Origin of the sequence: Phreatobacter oligotrophus (assembly GCF_003046185.1) — a bacterium.
In the GTDB taxonomy this organism is placed as follows: domain Bacteria; phylum Pseudomonadota; class Alphaproteobacteria; order Rhizobiales; family Phreatobacteraceae; genus Phreatobacter; species Phreatobacter oligotrophus.
Map to the genome: position 1 here is coordinate 455,277 of NZ_PZZL01000002.1, position 15,886 is coordinate 471,162.

General features: G+C 69.9%; 14 protein-coding genes. 2 read left to right on the plus strand and 12 right to left on the minus strand.

The annotated features are described in order from the left end of the window. Positions 1–243: 243 nt before the first annotated feature. Positions 244–507 carry a GNAT family N-acetyltransferase gene (locus C8P69_RS06140; RefSeq protein WP_108174975.1) on the plus strand — a complete coding sequence of 88 codons (264 nt, stop codon included), beginning with the start codon at positions 244–246 and terminating at the stop codon, positions 505–507. 7 nt (positions 508–514) lie between these two features. Here C8P69_RS06140 and C8P69_RS06145 read toward each other — a convergent pair whose 3' ends face one another. Further along, complete coding sequence (locus C8P69_RS06145) at positions 515–1,927, minus strand: FAD-binding oxidoreductase (protein ID WP_108174976.1); 1,413 nt, start codon at positions 1,925–1,927, stop codon at positions 515–517. Between the two features lie 365 nt (positions 1,928–2,292). Here C8P69_RS06145 and C8P69_RS06150 point away from each other — a divergent pair, with 365 nt between their 5' ends. Beyond that, positions 2,293–2,796, plus strand: a complete 504-nt coding sequence (locus C8P69_RS06150) for an acyl-CoA thioesterase (protein ID WP_245901886.1) — start codon at positions 2,293–2,295, stop codon at positions 2,794–2,796. Between the two features lie 34 nt (positions 2,797–2,830). Here C8P69_RS06150 and C8P69_RS23790 read toward each other — a convergent pair whose 3' ends face one another. From C8P69_RS23790 to C8P69_RS06200, 11 genes are all read right to left on the minus strand, one after another. Beyond that, on the minus strand, positions 2,831–2,992 hold the full coding sequence (locus tag C8P69_RS23790) for a hypothetical protein (RefSeq protein ID WP_170118142.1): 162 nt from the start codon (positions 2,990–2,992) through the stop codon (positions 2,831–2,833). A 94-nt stretch (positions 2,993–3,086) separates the two neighbouring features. After that, on the minus strand, positions 3,087–3,350 hold the full coding sequence (locus C8P69_RS06155) for a hypothetical protein (protein ID WP_108174977.1): 264 nt from the start codon (positions 3,348–3,350) through the stop codon (positions 3,087–3,089). A 166-nt stretch (positions 3,351–3,516) separates the two neighbouring features. Then, positions 3,517–5,646: an NAD-dependent DNA ligase LigA gene (gene ligA, locus C8P69_RS06160; RefSeq protein ID WP_108174978.1), complete on the minus strand. Its 2,130-nt coding sequence runs from the start codon at positions 5,644–5,646 to the stop codon at positions 3,517–3,519. A 132-nt stretch (positions 5,647–5,778) separates the two neighbouring features. Beyond that, positions 5,779–6,465, minus strand: coding sequence for a hypothetical protein (locus C8P69_RS06165; protein ID WP_108174979.1), 687 nt, complete (start codon positions 6,463–6,465; stop codon positions 5,779–5,781). A 247-nt stretch (positions 6,466–6,712) separates the two neighbouring features. Next, positions 6,713–8,368: a DNA repair protein RecN gene (gene recN / locus C8P69_RS06170; RefSeq protein WP_108174980.1), complete on the minus strand. Its 1,656-nt coding sequence runs from the start codon at positions 8,366–8,368 to the stop codon at positions 6,713–6,715. A 104-nt stretch (positions 8,369–8,472) separates the two neighbouring features. Continuing rightward, positions 8,473–9,381 (minus strand): outer membrane protein assembly factor BamD, encoded by a 909-nt coding sequence (locus tag C8P69_RS06175; protein WP_425440746.1) that lies wholly within the window; start codon positions 9,379–9,381, stop codon positions 8,473–8,475. A 156-nt stretch (positions 9,382–9,537) separates the two neighbouring features. Continuing rightward, complete coding sequence (gene lpxC / locus C8P69_RS06180; RefSeq protein WP_108174981.1) at positions 9,538–10,470, minus strand: UDP-3-O-acyl-N-acetylglucosamine deacetylase; 933 nt, start codon at positions 10,468–10,470, stop codon at positions 9,538–9,540. Between the two features lie 352 nt (positions 10,471–10,822). Continuing rightward, complete coding sequence (gene ftsZ / locus C8P69_RS06185; RefSeq protein WP_108174982.1) at positions 10,823–12,529, minus strand: cell division protein FtsZ; 1,707 nt, start codon at positions 12,527–12,529, stop codon at positions 10,823–10,825. A 123-nt stretch (positions 12,530–12,652) separates the two neighbouring features. Continuing rightward, the gene (gene ftsA, locus C8P69_RS06190) at positions 12,653–13,972 is read right to left on the minus strand and encodes a cell division protein FtsA (protein ID WP_108175566.1); all 1,320 of its coding nucleotides are present in this window, start codon (positions 13,970–13,972) and stop codon (positions 12,653–12,655) included. Positions 13,973–13,974: 2 nt separating this feature from the next. Beyond that, complete coding sequence (locus C8P69_RS06195; RefSeq protein WP_170118143.1) at positions 13,975–14,961, minus strand: cell division protein FtsQ/DivIB; 987 nt, start codon at positions 14,959–14,961, stop codon at positions 13,975–13,977. Further along, positions 14,958–15,881 (minus strand): D-alanine--D-alanine ligase, encoded by a 924-nt coding sequence (locus C8P69_RS06200; protein WP_108174984.1) that lies wholly within the window; start codon positions 15,879–15,881, stop codon positions 14,958–14,960. Before C8P69_RS06200 ends, C8P69_RS06195 begins: the two co-directional genes overlap by 4 nt. Between the last annotated feature and the right edge of the window lie 5 nt (positions 15,882–15,886).

The following is a 15,886-nucleotide window of genomic DNA, read 5'->3' on the forward strand; positions in this document are numbered from 1 at the left end:
CCCTTCCCTCTCCCCGCGAGCGGGGAGAGGGCGCAACAGCGTCGCGATCCCATGAGATCCGACCTGCCTGGCAAGACCGTTGGTCGAAGGCGCGACGTCGACGTCCCCTCTCCCCGCGAGCGGGGAGAGGGAAGGGTGAGGGGCCATTGTGTTCCACGCCGCACGCGCAAGGTTGCCGTGACGCAGCGAGGCTAGCGGCCTGGGGTCCGTCCCCCGATATTCCCTGACCACAGGGAGGTGCCCATGGCCGACAGCTTCCACGACGACACGGCGCGCAGCCGCTTCGAGCTCGACGTCGACGGGCGCACCGCCTTTGCGCGCTACCGCCGGCAGGACGAGCGCCTCGTCATCGAGCATGTGGAGGCCGAGCCGGCGCTGCGCGGCACCGGGGCCGCCGGCCGGCTGATGGAGCGCATCGTCGCCGTTGCGGCGGAGGAGAAGCGCGCCATCGTGCCGCTCTGCGGCTATGCGGCGAGCTGGCTCCGGCGCCACGAGCGCCGGGCCTGAAGCGCCCTCACCCCGCCATCTTGCCGGGGTTCATGATGTTCTGCGGGTCGACCGCGCGCTTCAGCGAGACCATGAGGGCGAGGGCCGCGTCGCCATGCTCGGCGGCGAGATACTTCATCTTCCCCTGGCCGACGCCGTGCTCGCCGGTGCAGGTGCCCTCCATGGCGAGCGCCCGCTCGACGATGCGGCCCATGAAGGCCTTGCAGGCTTCGACGCTCGCCGGATCGGTCTCGTCCATCAGCGGCAGGACGTGGAAATTGCCGTCGCCGACATGGCCGACGATGGGAGCGATGAGGCCGCTCGCCTCGATGTCCTTCTTGGTCTCATCGATGCATTCGGCGAGCCGCGAGATCGGCACGCAGACATCCGAGGACTGGCCCTTCCAGCCGGGCTTGAGCGCCATGGCCGCCCAGTAGGCATCGTGCCGGGCCTGCCAGAGCCGCGTGCGGTCCTCGGCCTTCGCTGCCCACTGGAAATCGCCGGCGCCGAAATCGTCGGCGATCGCCCGGAAGCGCTCGACCTGCTCGGCGACGCCCGCCTCGGTGCCGTGGAACTCCAGGAGCAGCAGCGGCTTTTCGGGCAGCAACAGCTTCGAATAGGCATTGACCGCGCCGACCTGGACCTCGTCGAGGAGCTCGATGCGGGCCATGGGGATGCCGGTCTGGATGGCGGCGATGGTTGCGTCCGCCGCATCCTTCACGGTCGGGAAGGTGCAGGTCGCGGCCGAGATGGCCTCGGGGATGCCGTGCAGCTTGAGGGTGATCTTGGTGATGATGCCGAGCGTGCCCTCGGAGCCAACGAAGAGGCGGGTGAGGTCATAGCCGGCGGAGGTCTTGCGGGCGCGGCGGGCGGTGTCGATCACCTCGCCGTTCGGCAGCACCACTTCGAGGGCGATGACATTGTCCTTCATCGTGCCGTAGCGCACCGCATTGGTGCCGGAGGCGCGGGTCGCGGCCATGCCGCCGATGGAGGCGTCGGCGCCGGGATCGATGGGGAAGAACAGGCCCATGTCCCGCAGGTACTCGTTGAGCTGCTTGCGGGTGACGCCGGGCTCGACCACCACGTCGAGGTCCTCGGCATGGACCTCGATGATGCGCTTCATCAGCGAGGTGTCGACGGAGATCCCGCCGAAGGGCGCGTTGACGTGGCCCTCGAGCGAGGAGCCGGTGCCGAAGGGAATGACCGGCATGCCGTGGGCGGCGGCGACCTTCATGACCGTCACGCAGTCCTCGGTGCTCTCGGCGAAGACGACCACGTCCGGCGGCTGGTTCTCGATCCAGGTGAGAGTGTGGGCGTGCTGCTGGCGCACCGCCTGCGAGGTCACCGCGCGGTTGCCGAAGCGCGCCTGAAGCTCGCCGACGACGGCGGCGACGGTCTCCGGCGAGGGGCGGGTGCGGGTGGCGGGCGTATCAGGCAGCATGGCGGTCCTCGCATCGCTCCGTCGGATGACGCGGAGTGGTGGGAGGCGGACATTAGGCACTCGTGGGAGCCACGCAAAGGCCGTCGGTCGGGAGGGACCGTTGCGGGAGGCATCGGGCATGGCCCTGGCCCCTCACCCTTCCCTCTCCCCGCATGCGGGGAGAGGGAGCAACGGCGTTGCGCCTGACGGGGCACCCGTTCTGCCTGGCATTCCCGGTGAAATGGAACACGACGTCGACGCCCCCTCTCCCCGCATGCGGGGAGAGGTAAGGGTGAGGGGCCTGAATGTCGCTTTCAGGCACGCGGCAGCCCCCTCCCCCGCCCGGCGCATTGCGATCCGCGCTGGCGATCCGCTAAGCCGGAGCCATGAGCCTCTTCGACCTCTGCCCCGACACGGGCCTCGCCATCACCCCGCCCATGGCCGTGCGGCCGGAGATGATCGACTACAACGGCCACGTGAACGTCGCCTTCTACGTGAAGCTGTTCGACGAGGGGCTCGACATCCTGTTCGAGCGGATCGGCTTGTCACGGACCTATGTCGAGACGCGGCAGATGAGCTTCTTCGCGCTGGAGGCGCATGTGCGCTACCTCCGCGAGATCAGCCTCACCGACCGGGTGCGGATGCGGCTGCGCATCCTCGACCTCGACCCGAAGCGCATCCACTACTGGATGGAGCTGGTCCATGCAGACGAGGGCTGGCTGTCGGCGACGATGGAATCGATCTCCATCCATGTCGACATGGCCTCGCGCCGCCCGGCGCCCTTCCCGGACGACATCATGGGGCGGCTGACCGCGTGGCATGCGGCGGATGCGCAAAAGCCGCGCCCGGAGGGCGTCGGCCAGGTCATCGGCATCCGCAGGAAGGCGTGAGGGCCGGCGCGGCCGAAAATCAGCGCGCCGACAATCAGCGAGCGAAGGGCAGCGTGTAGGAGCCGCCGAGCGTCGTCATGATGCCGGCGCGGCGCAGCTCGTCGGCCGAGACCACGGTCATGGCCTCGCGGGCCAGGCGCTCGGCGCGGGCGCGGCGGAAGGCGTTGAGATAGCGGGCGATCGTGGCGAAGAACATGGGGGTGCCCTCCTTCGGGGCGCGGCGACGGCGAGAGCCGGCCCCGCGCTGGCGAGGCCGGCATCCCGACGTTTTGGGGAACGGTGGCGTGCCGTCAGACGGACGCCATCATGGACCGCGTGCGGCGGATCATCTGGTCGCGGGTCATGCCGTGGCGGGCGAGCTCGTCGTCCGACAGGTGGGCCAGGTAGCCGTGCACATAGGTGGCGGCGCGCAGCTCCTGCGCCTCCACGATGGAATTGTAGAGCGAACGCCAGAAACCGGGCTTGCCGTTGGTGGAACCGGCAGCCTTCGTGGCGATGACGGCCTTCTCGGCCGGAGCGGTGGCAGCGATCTTGTCGAGCGCAATGGTAGCCATGGTGGTCTCTCCTCTGAAAGAGTGGACGACCTCGAGGCTTCCTCCCTTTCGACGAGACTCATTTTGTTGCAGTGCAGCGATTTGACAAGTTGTGCAGCGCACAATCAGCCTTGCATTCCGCGCATGGCTTGTGGAAATGATCCGTTAACGATCTGAATCTGCAATCTTATTTCACGAGCTCGAACCACTCGTCCTCGGTCATGACGATGACCCCGAGGTCCCGCGCCTTGTCGAGCTTGGAGCCCGCGCCGGGGCCCGCGACGACGTAATCGGTCTTCTTCGAGACCGAGCCCGCGACCTTGGCGCCAAGGCGCTCGGCCATGGCCTTGGCCTCGTCGCGGGTCATCTTTTCCAGCGACCCGGTGAAGACAACGGTCTTGCCTGCGACGGGGGTGTCGGACTTCGGCTTCTCCGCTTCCTGGACCGTCAGTTCGGCCACCAGCCGCTCGACCATGGCGCGGTTGCGCGGCTCGGCGAAGTAGGCGGCGAGCGCATCGATCACCGCATCGCCGATCTGGTCGAGGGAATCGAGCTCGTGGCGGGTATCCGCATCGCCCTCGGCGACCCGCACCGCCGCGTCATGGAAGGCCTGCCATGTGCCATAGGCACGGGCAAGGACGCGCGCCGTGGTCTCGCCGACATGGCGGATGCCCAGCGCCGCGATGAGGCGGTCCAGCGGCACGGTGCGGCTCGCTTCGATGGCGTCGAAGAGGTTCTTGGCCGAAAGTGCGCCGAAGCCCTCCTTGTCCTTGAGCTTCTTGAGGTTCGCCTGATCCCGCCGCGCCAGGGTGAAGATATCGGCCGGCTCGCGGATCGGCAGGTCGGGGTCCTCGTAGAAGAAGGGCAGGCGCTCGGCGCCGAGGCCCTCGATGTCGAGGACGCGGCGGGAGACGACATGCCGCAGCCGCTCCAGCGCCTGCGCCGAGCAGGCGAAGCCGCCGGTGCAGCGGCGCACAGCCTCACCCTCTTCGCGGATGGCCGGGCTGCCGCAGGCGGGACAGGTCGTCGGGAAGGCATAGGCCCTGGCGTCCGCCGGGCGCTTCTCCGGCACCACATCCAGCACCTGCGGGATGACGTCGCCGGCGCGCTGGACGATCACCGTGTCGCCCACGCGGATATCGTGCTCGCGGAAGCGGGCGCCATCGGTGCCAATGCCCTTGATGTAGTCCTCGTTGTGCAGCGTGGCGTTGGACACGACGACGCCGCCGACGGTCACCGGGCGCAGCTTCGCCACGGGGGTGAGCGCGCCGGTGCGGCCGACCTGGATGTCGATGGCGTCGAGGATGGTGGTCGCCTTCTCCGCCGCGAACTTGTGGGCGATGGCCCAGCGCGGCGAGCGCGAGACGAAGCCGAGGCGGGCCTGCAGGGCGAGGTCGTCGACCTTGTAGACTACGCCGTCGATGTCATAGCCGAGGGTCGCCCGCATCTCGCCGATGCGGCGATAATGGGCCAGCAACTCCTCGGCGCTCTCGCAGACCACCGTGAGCGGATTGGTGGGGAAGCCGAGCTCATCGAACCACTTCACCATGCCGGACTGGGTGTCGCGCGGCCGGGCGGGTGCAATCTCCCCCCAGGCATAGGCGAAGAAGCGCAAGGGGCGCTCGGCGGTGATGCGCGGGTCGAGCTGGCGCAGCGAGCCGGCGGCGGCGTTGCGGGGATTGGCGAAGGGCGGCAGGCCGCGCTCCTCCTGCCGGGCATTGATGCGGCGGAAATCCTCGTGGGAGAGATAGACCTCGCCGCGAACCTCCAGCACCTCCGGCGCGCCCTTCAGCACCTGCGGGATCTCGTGGATGGTGCGGATATTGGCGGTGACGTCCTCGCCGACCGCGCCGTCGCCGCGGGTCGCGGCGACCGCAAGCCGCCCATCGACATAGCGCAGAGAGCAGGACAGGCCGTCGATCTTCGGCTCGGCGGTCATGGCCACCGGTGCATCGGCCTCGAGGCCGAGGAAGCGGCGGACGCGGCCGACGAAATCGGTCACCTCCTCGTCGGCAAAGGCATTGCCGAGGGAGAGCATGGGGACGGCATGGGTGACCTTGCCGAACTTGCCCGAGGGCGCGGCGCCGACGCGCTCGGAGAGGCTCTCAGCTGTGCGCAGCGCCGGGTGGGCCGCCTCGAGGGCCTCGTAGCGGCGGCGCAGGGCGTCATAGTCGGCATCGGTGAGCGTCGGCGCGTCGTCCTGGTAGTATTGCCGGTCCGCCTCGGCGAGGGCTTCACCAAGGCGCTCGTGTTCGGCCCGGGCCTCCTCGGCGGAGAGGCTGTCGACGGGAACGGCGGAAACGGAGGATCGCGACATGACGAACTCGGCGGAATCGGCGGAAGCGCCAGCTCCTCATGCCCGCTGGCGCAGCGGACATCCAGCGTGATCCGGCACCCTGCGGAACGATAGAGCCCGGGCGGCGCAGGACAAGCCCGGGAATGGCAACAGCTACTCGACGATGCCGAGCCGCATGCCGCGGCGCGCCGCCTCACGCAGCACGGCCTCGTTCGAGGGCCACCACATCTGGACGATGCCGGTCATGCCGTAGCGGGCGAGCGCCGCGGGTGTCGCGGTCCACTCCTCCGCCAGCTCGCGCACGCCAGAGCGCGGGTCGCGGCGATAGGGCGCGTCGTAGGTGATGGCGCCGTCGACGCCGATCTCCCGGAAGAAGGCGCGGGTGAGCGCCAGCAAGTCGCGCTCCTCGCCGCCGCCGAACAGGCCGCCGAAGGCGCCGGGCGCGATGCCGCCGTGGAAGATGAGAAGCGCCCGCTCGGCCACCGCCTTGGTACGGGCGGCGGGGAAGAGGAAATTGGCGCAGGAGGAGGCGCAGCGGTCGTCGACGACCAGGATGAGGCCACGGGCGCGGATGGCGCGGGCGAGGCGGACGGCCGCGGCGACCTCACCGCCATCGGAAGCGATGACCAGGGTGGTGAGGCCGGGTGTCGGCAGCAGCGCCATAGCCTGGGCGGCGGTGCCGGCGTCGATGTCGCCGGTGAAGCAGAGGGCCGGCCCGGCGACACGGATCGCGCCAGGCGCGGCGCGGCAGGCGGCGACGGCCGAGGCCGTATCGGCGCGGGTGGGGGCGGCGAGGGCCATGAGGGCGATGAGCGCGGCGGCGAGGCGGGGGATGGTCAAGCGGCGCTCCTCGTTGACGTGTGCTTTTGTCGTGGCCCCTCACCCTTCCCTCTCCCCGCAAGCGGGGAGAGGGGGACTTCGACGTCGCGCATCGCCTTCGGCGTGGTGCCAGGCGGAGCGGGTGCCCTGCGCGAACGCAACGCTGGTGCCCCCTCTCCCCGCTTGCGGGGAGAGGGAAGGGTGAGGGGCCGCACCAAACTCAATGGGAGCCTGCCGGAGAAACCTCCCGGTCCCCTCCCCGTTCCGCTCAGCCGACCTTCAGCAGCTTCTCGGCCGCGGCGCGGGCCTCATCGGTGATCGTCTCGCCCGCGAGCATCCGCGCCAGCTCCTCGCGGCGCAGGTCGTAGCCGAGCGGCTTCACCCGCGTCGCGACCTTCTGGCCCGCCGTTTCCTTGGCGATGAGGTAGTGGCGCGTCGCGCGGGCCGCGACCTGCGGCGCATGGGTGACGGAGAGCACCTGCACCTTGGAGCCAAGGCGCGACAGGCGCTGGCCGATGGCGTCCGCCACGGCGCCGCCGACGCCGGTGTCGATCTCGTCGAAGACGAGGGTCGGCGCCGAGCCTTGGTCGGCGAGGACCACCTTCAGCGCCAGCATGAAGCGAGAGAGTTCGCCGCCCGAGGCGACCTTCATCATCGGCCCGGGCCGGGTGCCGGGATTGGTCTGGACCCAGAACTCGGCGCGGTCCGTGCCCTCGGCGCCGGAGCCGTCCTCGACGATCTCGGTCATGAAGCGGGCGCGGTCGAGCTTGAGGGGGCCGAGCTCGGCATTCACCGCCGTATCGAGCCGCTTCGCCGCAGCCTTGCGCTTGGCCGAGAGGGCCGCGGCCGCCTTGCCATAGGTCGCGCCGGCCTGCGTCGCCGCCTTTTCGAGCGCGACGAGCCGGTCCTCGCCGGCGTCGAGCGCCGCGACATCGGCGACATAGCGGGCGGCAAGGTCCGCGAGCCCATCCACCGGCACGGCATACTTGCGCGAGGCGGCGCGCAGCGAGAACAGCCGCTCCTCGATGCGCTCGAGCTCGCGCGGATCGAATTCGGAGGCGCGCTGGGCCGCCTCCACGGCGGCGCGGGCATCCTCGATCCGGTCAAGGGCTTCGCCAAAGGCCTTCACGATGGGCTCGACCAGGGCCGGGGCCTGGGCGGCGCGGCGCTCCAGTCGCCGCCAGGCGGCGGCGAGCGAAGGCACGGACGAGGCGGGGCCCGTCAGCACGTCGAGGGCTTCGGCAAGGTCGGAGGCGATCTTCTCCGAGGCCATCATGGACTGGCGGCGGGCGGCGAGTTCCGTCTCCTCGCCGGCCTCGGGCTTGAGCTTCGCGAGTTCCTCGACGGCGTGGCGGAGGAAGTCGCCATCGGCCCGCGCCTTGGCGAGCCGCTCCCGCGCCTCGTCGACGGCGCGCGTCGCTTCGCGCCAGCTGCGCCAGGCGGTGCGGACGGCCGCGACCTCGGCGCCGAGGCCGCCATAGGCGTCGACCAGGGCGCGGTGGGCGTCCGGCTCCATCAGGGCGCGGTCGGCGTGCTGGCCGTGGATCTCGACCAGTGCCGCGCCGATGGCGCGCAGCACCTGGACGCTCGCCGCCTGGTCATTGACGAAGGCGCGGGTGCGGCCATCGGCCAGCTGGATGCGGCGCAGGATGAGGTCGCCCTCGGTGTCGATGTCGGCCTCGGCCGCTATGCGCCGCGCCGGATGATCGAGCGGCACGTCGAAGACGGCGGTGACTTGGCCCTGCTCCTGGCCGTGGCGCACCAGCGAGGCATCGCCGCGGGCGCCAAGGGCAAGCGACGTCGCATCGAGGAGAATGGACTTGCCGGCGCCGGTCTCTCCGGTCAGCACGGAGAGCCCCTCGGCGAAGGTCAGATCGAGCCGGTCGATCAGGACGATGTCGCGGATCGAAAGCTGGACGAGCATGGGCGGTTCGCGCAATCCCGACGGCGGAGGAGCCGGGGCGCCGCACGGATTCGGCAGCGCGCCCGCGTCACCGGCTTAACGCGAACGCAGCGCGAACGGAAGCCTCAGCCGGTGATGCGGCGGAAGGCGCGGCTGATCCAGGAGCCGGTGTCCTCGCGCGGGGTCAGGCCCTGGCCCTGGATGAGGGCGTAGGAGTCCTTGTACCACTGGCTGTCCGGGAAGTTGTGGCCGAGCACGGCCGCCGCGGTCTGCGCCTCGTTGACGATGCCGAGCGCCATGTAGCACTCGACGAGGCGGGCCAGCGCTTCCTCGACATGGCGGGTCGTCTGGAACTGCGAGACGACGGTGCGGTAGCGGTTGATGGCGCCGGTGAACTGGCGGCGCTCGAGATAGTACTTGGCCACCGTCATCTCGCGGCCGGCGAGCTGGTCGCGGGCGACCTCGATCTTGCGGCGGGCGGCGATGGCATATTCCGACTGCGGCCACTTGCGGGTGACCTCGTCGAGCACGACGAGGGCACGCTCGGTGCGAGTCTGGTCGCGCTGGACGTCGGGGATCTGGTCGTAAAGCGCGGCGCCCTGGAGATACTGGGCATAGGCGGCGTCCGGCGCGCCGGGATGGAGCTGCAGGAAGCGACGGGACTGGTTGATCGTCTCCTCGTAGTCCTGCGACTCGTAGAAGGAATAGGCGGCCATGATGAGCGCCCGCTTGGCCCATTCCGTGTAGGGATGGGTGCGGTCGATCTCCATGAACTTCAGGGCCGCGCGGCGCCAGTCGCGCCGGTTCTGCAGGGCAAGGCCCTCGTTGTAGAGCTTCTCGGCCGGCTCGTCGGGCAGGCTGGCCGAATCAACGCCGCCGCCGAACAGGTTGCCGAAATTGGGGGCGTTGGCGCAGGCGCCGAGCGGCGCGGCAAGGGCCGCCACGGTCGCCAGCAGCATGGCGCGGCGAGCGAGGGACGGGGCGGGACGCCCAGCGAGAGCCTGATCCGAAGGCTGGCTCTTCGAAGGATCCATCTGCACGGTCACGAACCTTCCCACTCGACGTTACGGCGCGGGTCCGCATCGGGGGCCCGACGGAACCAGCACGGCTCATAAACGAAAACCGGGCCCGCCGCTATCGCCGGGCGGCCACGTTCTGAAGGGCAGTTGAGGCCCAATTGCGGCAGAGGATCAGGTGGCGTCCGGGCCGTAGGCCGGAACGGAGACGCCGATATCGGCATGGCCGCGGTCGCGGCGGGGGGCCTGCTCGACGATCGCATAGGCGGTCGGGTCGGCGAAGAGGGTCTCGAGCAGCTTGACGTTCATGCGGTGGCCGCCGCGATAGGAGCGGAAACGGCCAACCAGCGGCGCGCCGGCAAGCGACAGGTCGCCAATGGCGTCGAGCAGCTTGTGGCGGACGAATTCGTCGCGGTAGCGCAGGCCCTCGGGGTTGAGGATGCGGTCGTCGCCGACGACGATGGTGTTGTCGAGCGAGGCGCCGAGGGCCTTGTTCACCGCCCAGAGCTTGCTGACGTCCTGCATGAAGCCGAAGGTGCGGGCGCGGGCGACATCGCGGCGGAAGGCCAGCGGATCGAGGTCGATGCCGCAGACCTGGCGGCCGATGAGCGGATTGGCGAAGTCGATCTCGACCTCGAGGCGCAGGCCGCGGTCATGCGGGTGGAGCTCGACCACGCCGCGCTCGGTCTCCAGCACGACGGACTTGAGGACCTTCACGACCTTGCGGGGCGCGTCCTGCAGGACGATGCCGACCTGCTCGATGGCGGCGACGAAGGGGGCGGCGGAGCCGTCGAGGATCGGCATTTCCGGGCCGTCCACCTCGACGAGGCAATTATCGATGCCGAGGCCGGCGAGAGCGGCCATCAGGTGCTCGACCGTGGCGACGCCGCCGCGCTCGGGGCGGCCGATGACGGTCGAGAGGTCAGCGGAGGAGACGTTGCGGAAGACAGCGGGGATTTCGGCGTGGTCCTGGTCGGACCGCAGGAAGGCGATGCCCGAGCCGGCCTCGGCGGGATGCAGGGTCACCGAGACCCGGGCACCCGAATGCACGCCGATTCCGTCCAGTGTGATGGAGTCGCGAACCGTCGTCTGCTTCGCAGCTTTCATGACCGACCGTCTCTGCCATCCGCCGGGGAGACCTTGGGGGCCTCGTCGGGGCGGGATGGCCCCCTTGCATGACCTGGCGAACCGGGTGCCGGCTGATCCGGCAATGATGCAGCGCAACGAATCGCCGCTCACCTTTTCCAAGCTCGTCGAGGCCGGGACCATAAACAGGGCCTCCGGGGGGGCCAAGTCACGGTTTATGTCCGACTGTTACCAAAATTCGGACGCATTTCGCGGACCGCGTTAGCAGAATAAAAACCACGTGTTAACAAAAACTTACCCGGGTGCGGGGCACCCGGGTGAAGTGATTTTCTGCAAGGTTCGGTAACAATTCCCGTGAGGGATCGTGACCGCCTCAATTGGCCTGGCGGCGGAGGAAGGCCGGGATGTCCAGATGGTCCTCCTCGGCCCGCGGCTGCTGCGCTGCGGGGCGGCCGTGGATGTCGAGGCCGGCCGGCTCGCGCCGCATCTGCGGGGCGGGAGCGGCGGGCATCCGCGGGGCCTGGGCGACCGGGCGGGCCGGCTGCAGCGGCGGGGCGGCGCGCGGCGCAACCGGCGCCGGAGCCGGGGTGTCGGCCTCGCCGCGGCGGGTGAAGCCGATCGACTGCAGCTTCTCCATCAGCGAGGTGCGCTTCTTCTCCACCGGGTTCTCCGGCATCCGCAGCGCGGCGGTCGGGGCGGCGCGCATCTGGTCGCGGACGATCGGCGGCAGTTCCTCGGCCGTCGGCATGCGCACCGGGCGCATCGGCTTCTCCGGGGCCGGCGGGATGAAGTCGCGGGCCGGCGGGGCAACCTCGTCGCGCGGCGGCATGCGAACCGGATCGAGCTCGATCGGCGCCTCGGTGAAGAGGGCCGGCTTCGGCGCGACGGGCTGGATCATCACCTCGGCGGCGGTCATGACCGGCTCGGGGGCCGGGGCAGGAGCCGGCGGCTCGTAGGCGACGGGGGCGGGAGCCGGAGCAACCTCCATGACCGGGGCCGGCGCGGGAGCCGCAACCGGAGCCGGGGCGGGCGTCGTGGCGGCGGCAATGCGCTGGGCGCTCTGGCGCAGCTTCGCCGTCATCTCGGCAATGGTCTGGGTGTTGGCGGCCTGGGCCGACAGGTCGATGCCGGTGGCGACCACCGAGACGCGGATCGTGCCATCGAGGGCGTTGTCGAAGGTGGCGCCGAGGATAATGTTCGCCTCCGGATCGACCTCCTCGCGGATGCGGGTCGCGGCCTCGTCCACCTCGAAGAGGGTGAGGTCCTTGCCGCCGGTGATGGAGATGAGCAGGCCGCGGGCGCCCTTCATCGAGGTCTCGTCGAGGAGCGGGTTGGCGATCGCCGCCTCGGCCGCGGTGATGGCGCGGCGCTCGCCGGTGGCCTCGCCCGTGCCCATCATCGCCTTGCCCATGTCGCGCATGACGGCGCGGACGTCGGCGAAGTCGAGGTTGATGAGGCCTTCCTTGACCATCAGGTCGGTGATGCAGGCGACGCCCGAATAGAGCACCTGGTCCGCCATGGCGAAGGCGTCGGTGAAGGTGGTGCGCTCGTTGGCGACCCGGAACAGGTTCTGGTTCGGGATGACGATGAGCGTGTCGACCGACTTCTGCAGCTCGGTGATGCCGGCATCCGCGGTCTTCATGCGGCGCACGCCCTCGAAGTGGAAGGGCTTGGTCACCACGCCGACCGTCAGTATGCCGAGCTCGCGGGCGACCCGGGCGATGACCGGTGCAGCGCCGGTGCCGGTGCCGCCGCCCATGCCGGCGGTGATGAAGGCCATATGCGAGCCCGAGAGCTGGTCACGGATCTCGTCGATGACCTCCTCGGCCGCCGCAGCACCGACTTCCGGGTGCGAACCGGCGCCAAGGCCCGAGGTGACGGCGAGGCCCATCTGGATGATGCGCTCGGCCTTCGAGGAGGACAGCGCCTGGGCGTCGGTGTTGGCCACCACGAAGTCGCAGCCCTGGAGCCCGCCCTCGATCATGTTGTTGACGGCGTTGCCGCCCGCGCCGCCCACGCCGAACACGGTGATCCGGGGCTTCAGTTCCCGAATGTCGGGCATCTTCAGGTTGATGGTCATCATGAGCCTCGTTCGAATCACTCACGCGACAGCCACGTCGCTTGTATCACTTGTCCTGCGGTCCGGCGGCGCCCGGGCCTGACGTTCGACGAACCCGCCGCATTCGCGCGACGGGCGATTCTCCTAGAAACTGTCCCTGATCCACCGGCCGACGCGGGAGAAGTAGCCGTCCGTGCCCGTGGCGGCGAAGAGGCGCCGCTGCGGTTCGTAATGCTCGGCTCCCGCGATCTGCGGATAGACGGTGAGACCGACAGCGGCGGCGAAGGGCGGGCCCTTGGCGCTGTCAGGCAGTCCGGTGATGCCGACCGGCCGGGCGACCCGGACCTGGCGGCCAAAGACCTGGGCGGCGAGATCGGCAAGGCCCGGCAGCTGCGCGCCGCCACCGGTGAGCACCAGCCGGCGGCCGGCCTCGGCGGCCGAGCCGGCGGCGACCAGGCGGTCGCGCACCATCTCGAGGATCTCGTCAATGCGCGGGCGGATGATGCGGATGATCTGCGCCCGCGACACGGCATTGGGGATGTCGCGGTCGTCCTCGGAGATCGAGGGCACGTTGACGATGTCGCGCTCGTCGGACTTGGCGACGAAGCAGGCGCCGTTCAGCACCTTGATGCGCTCGGCATCGGAGAGGCGGGTGGAGAGGCCGCGGGCAATGTCCATGGTGACGTGGTGCGAGCCCACGGCCACGGCATCGGCATGGACGAAATGGCCGCCGGCGAAGACCGACAGCGTCGTCGTGCCGGCGCCCATGTCGAGGCAGACGGTGCCGAGCTCGGCCTCGTCGTCGGTGAGGACCGCGAGGCCCGAGGCGAAGGGCGCCGCGACGAGGGCCTCCACCGAGAGGTGGCAGCGCTCGATGCAGAGCATGAGGTTGCGGGCGGTGGCGGCATCGCAGGTGGCGATGTGCATGTCGACGCCGAGCGAGGAGCCGAGCATGCCGCGCGGATCCTTGATGCCGCGCGTCTCGTCGAGGCGGAAGCCGACGGGCATGGAGTGGAGGACCGCCCTGCCCTTGCGGATCGAATGGTCGGAGGCCGCCTCGAGCACGCGGTGCAGGTCCTGGTCGGTGACCTGCGGCGTGGTGCAGGTGACGCGCGCCTCGTAGTGCTCCGAGGCGATGCGGCCGGCGGAGACGGTGGCGATGACCCGGTCGACCTGGACCTCGGCCATGCGCTCGGCGGCATCGACGGCCTGGCGGATGGCCGCCTCGGCCTTGGCCATGTCAGCGACGGCGCCGGCCTTCATGCCGCGAGCGCGGGTGTGGCCGATGCCGAGGATCTCGGCCTTGTGGGTGCGGTTCGGCAGGATGTCTGTGCCTTCGCGCGGGCGGAGGCGGACGATCATGCAGACGATCTTGGACGTGCCGATGTCGAGAACGCACATGATCGCCGAACGCTTCGGCGAAATGGGCTTCATCTTCGGGGTCAGGCCGTGGCGGAAGGGCATGGTCATGTGCGCTGACCCTGCAGGGCGCGGCGGCGGGCGCGTTCGCGCTCGCGCTCCTTGAGCGCCGCTTCGTGGGCCTTCATCGCATCCTCGGTGAGGCGGACGGAGACGCGGTCGGGCACGCGCAGGTCGATGATCGCGACGTCGCGGGTCATGATCCGCCGCTCGGCATCCAGCTTGGCGAGATCGACCATGGCGCGGTCGAGGTCGGCATCGGGCAGGCGCACGTCGATGCCGTTCTTGAGCACGAGGGTCCAGCGGCGCTCGGCGACGAGCACCGCGGCGCGGACGGATTTGGCGACATCCGGGTGGTCGCCCAGCAGGCCGACGATCTCGCGGGCGCGCTCCTCGGCGCCCTTGCCGACGATGAGCGGCAGGTGCTGGAAGCGGGCGTCGAGGTGGTCGACGATCACCTTGCCATCGGCGGAGATGACGTGGATGCGGCCGTCGCGCTGCCACAGGGCAAAGGGCTCGCGCTCGACGACCGAGATCATGATCTGGTCGGGATAGAGCTTCTGCACGGTCGCGTCGGAGAGCCAGGGATTGGCCTTCAGCCGCTCGCGGGCGAGATCGGCGTCGAAGAACAGCACCGAGGAATCCGGGCGGATGCCGGCGACCTCGAGGATCTGCTCGTGGCTCATCTGGCGGTTGCCGGTAAGGCGGACGCCGGTGACCTTGAGGCCCGCCGCATTGGCGGCCTGGTCGCCGAGGGCGAGCAGGCTGGCGTTCAGCGCCGGGCCGTGGCCGCCACGCTGGACGCCATAGGCGCCGGTGGCGACGAAGAGGGCGAGGGTGGCGAGGAGGCCGGCGCGGCGCGGCGGGCGGATCGACACGATGCGGATAGCGAGGCGCCGCAGCCGCATGGCGAGCGCGCTCGGCCGGGCAAAATCGTCGTATGCCTCGTCACGCCGCGGGGCAGCGCGGTGGCGCAACCTCTCGCTGGCATGGGCGAGCGCATCCGCGCCGGCTCCAGCGAGCCTGGCGGTCAACGATCCACTGACGCGTCCAACACCATCCATTCGACCAGCTCGGCGAACGAGATACCTTCGTGAGCGGCCATGTCGGGGACGAGCGAAGTCCCGGTCATCCCGGGCTGCGTGTTGACTTCGAGGCAGACGAGCTGCCCGGTTCCCCCGGGCGTATCGTCGTATCGGAAGTCCGCACGGCTGACCCCTTTACAGCCGAGCGCCTGATGCGCTGCGAGGGACAGTCTTTGGACCTCAGAGTAAATATTTGGTTTAAGCGGCGCCGGAATCACGTGGGCAGACCCGCCCGGGGTGTACTTCGCCTCGTAGTCGTAGAAGGTTCCGGCATAGGTGATCTCGATCACCCCGAGCGCCCGGTCGCCCATGACGGCGCAGGTGAGCTCCTTGCCGGCGATAAAGGGTTCGACCAGCACGGTGTCACCCAAAGACCACTCGGTCGAATGAAGTTCCTGCGGCGGGTGCTCGTGGTCCTTGGTGACGATGAAGACGCCCAGCGAGGAGCCGTCCGTGTTGGGCTTGATCACATAGGGCCGGGGCAGCAGGTGCTCGCGCGCCGCCTCGCGCCGCGACACGACCAGGCCCTTCGGCACGGGGATGCCGGCGGCGTCCATGACCGTCTTGGCCATGGCCTTGTCCATGCAGAGGGCCGAGGCCATGACGCCGGAATGGCTGTAGGGGATGCGCAGCACCTCGAGGATGCCGGCGAGCGTCCCGTCCTCGCCGGGGCGGCCATGGGTGACGTTCAGCACCACGTCCGGCTTCACCTCCACGAGGCGCTGGGCGATGTCGCGACCGACATCGATTCGCGTCACCGGCCAACCGCGGCCTTCGAGCGCCTCGGCGCAGGCCTTGCCGGAGGCCAGCGACACCTCGCGCTCGGCGGACCAGCCGCCATAGAGGACGGCGACGTGGGGTTTGGTCATGGTCG

Coding starts and splice junctions, on each gene's coding strand:
- C8P69_RS06140 (WP_108174975.1), top strand. CDS start 244: ATGGCCGACAGCTTCCACGACGACACGGCGCGCAGCCGCTTCGAGCTC.
- C8P69_RS06145 (WP_108174976.1), bottom strand. CDS start 1,927: ATGCTGCCTGATACGCCCGCCACCCGCACCCGCCCCTCGCCGGAGACC.
- C8P69_RS06150 (WP_245901886.1), top strand. CDS start 2,293: ATGAGCCTCTTCGACCTCTGCCCCGACACGGGCCTCGCCATCACCCCG.
- C8P69_RS23790 (WP_170118142.1), bottom strand. CDS start 2,992: ATGTTCTTCGCCACGATCGCCCGCTATCTCAACGCCTTCCGCCGCGCC.
- C8P69_RS06155 (WP_108174977.1), bottom strand. CDS start 3,350: ATGGCTACCATTGCGCTCGACAAGATCGCTGCCACCGCTCCGGCCGAG.
- ligA (WP_108174978.1), bottom strand. CDS start 5,646: ATGTCGCGATCCTCCGTTTCCGCCGTTCCCGTCGACAGCCTCTCCGCC.
- recN (WP_108174980.1), bottom strand. CDS start 8,368: ATGCTCGTCCAGCTTTCGATCCGCGACATCGTCCTGATCGACCGGCTC.
- C8P69_RS06175 (WP_425440746.1), bottom strand. CDS start 9,381: ATGGATCCTTCGAAGAGCCAGCCTTCGGATCAGGCTCTCGCTGGGCGT.
- lpxC (WP_108174981.1), bottom strand. CDS start 10,470: ATGAAAGCTGCGAAGCAGACGACGGTTCGCGACTCCATCACACTGGAC.
- ftsZ (WP_108174982.1), bottom strand. CDS start 12,529: ATGACCATCAACCTGAAGATGCCCGACATTCGGGAACTGAAGCCCCGG.
- ftsA (WP_108175566.1), bottom strand. CDS start 13,972: ATGCCCTTCCGCCACGGCCTGACCCCGAAGATGAAGCCCATTTCGCCG.
- C8P69_RS06200 (WP_108174984.1), bottom strand. CDS start 15,881: ATGACCAAACCCCACGTCGCCGTCCTCTATGGCGGCTGGTCCGCCGAG.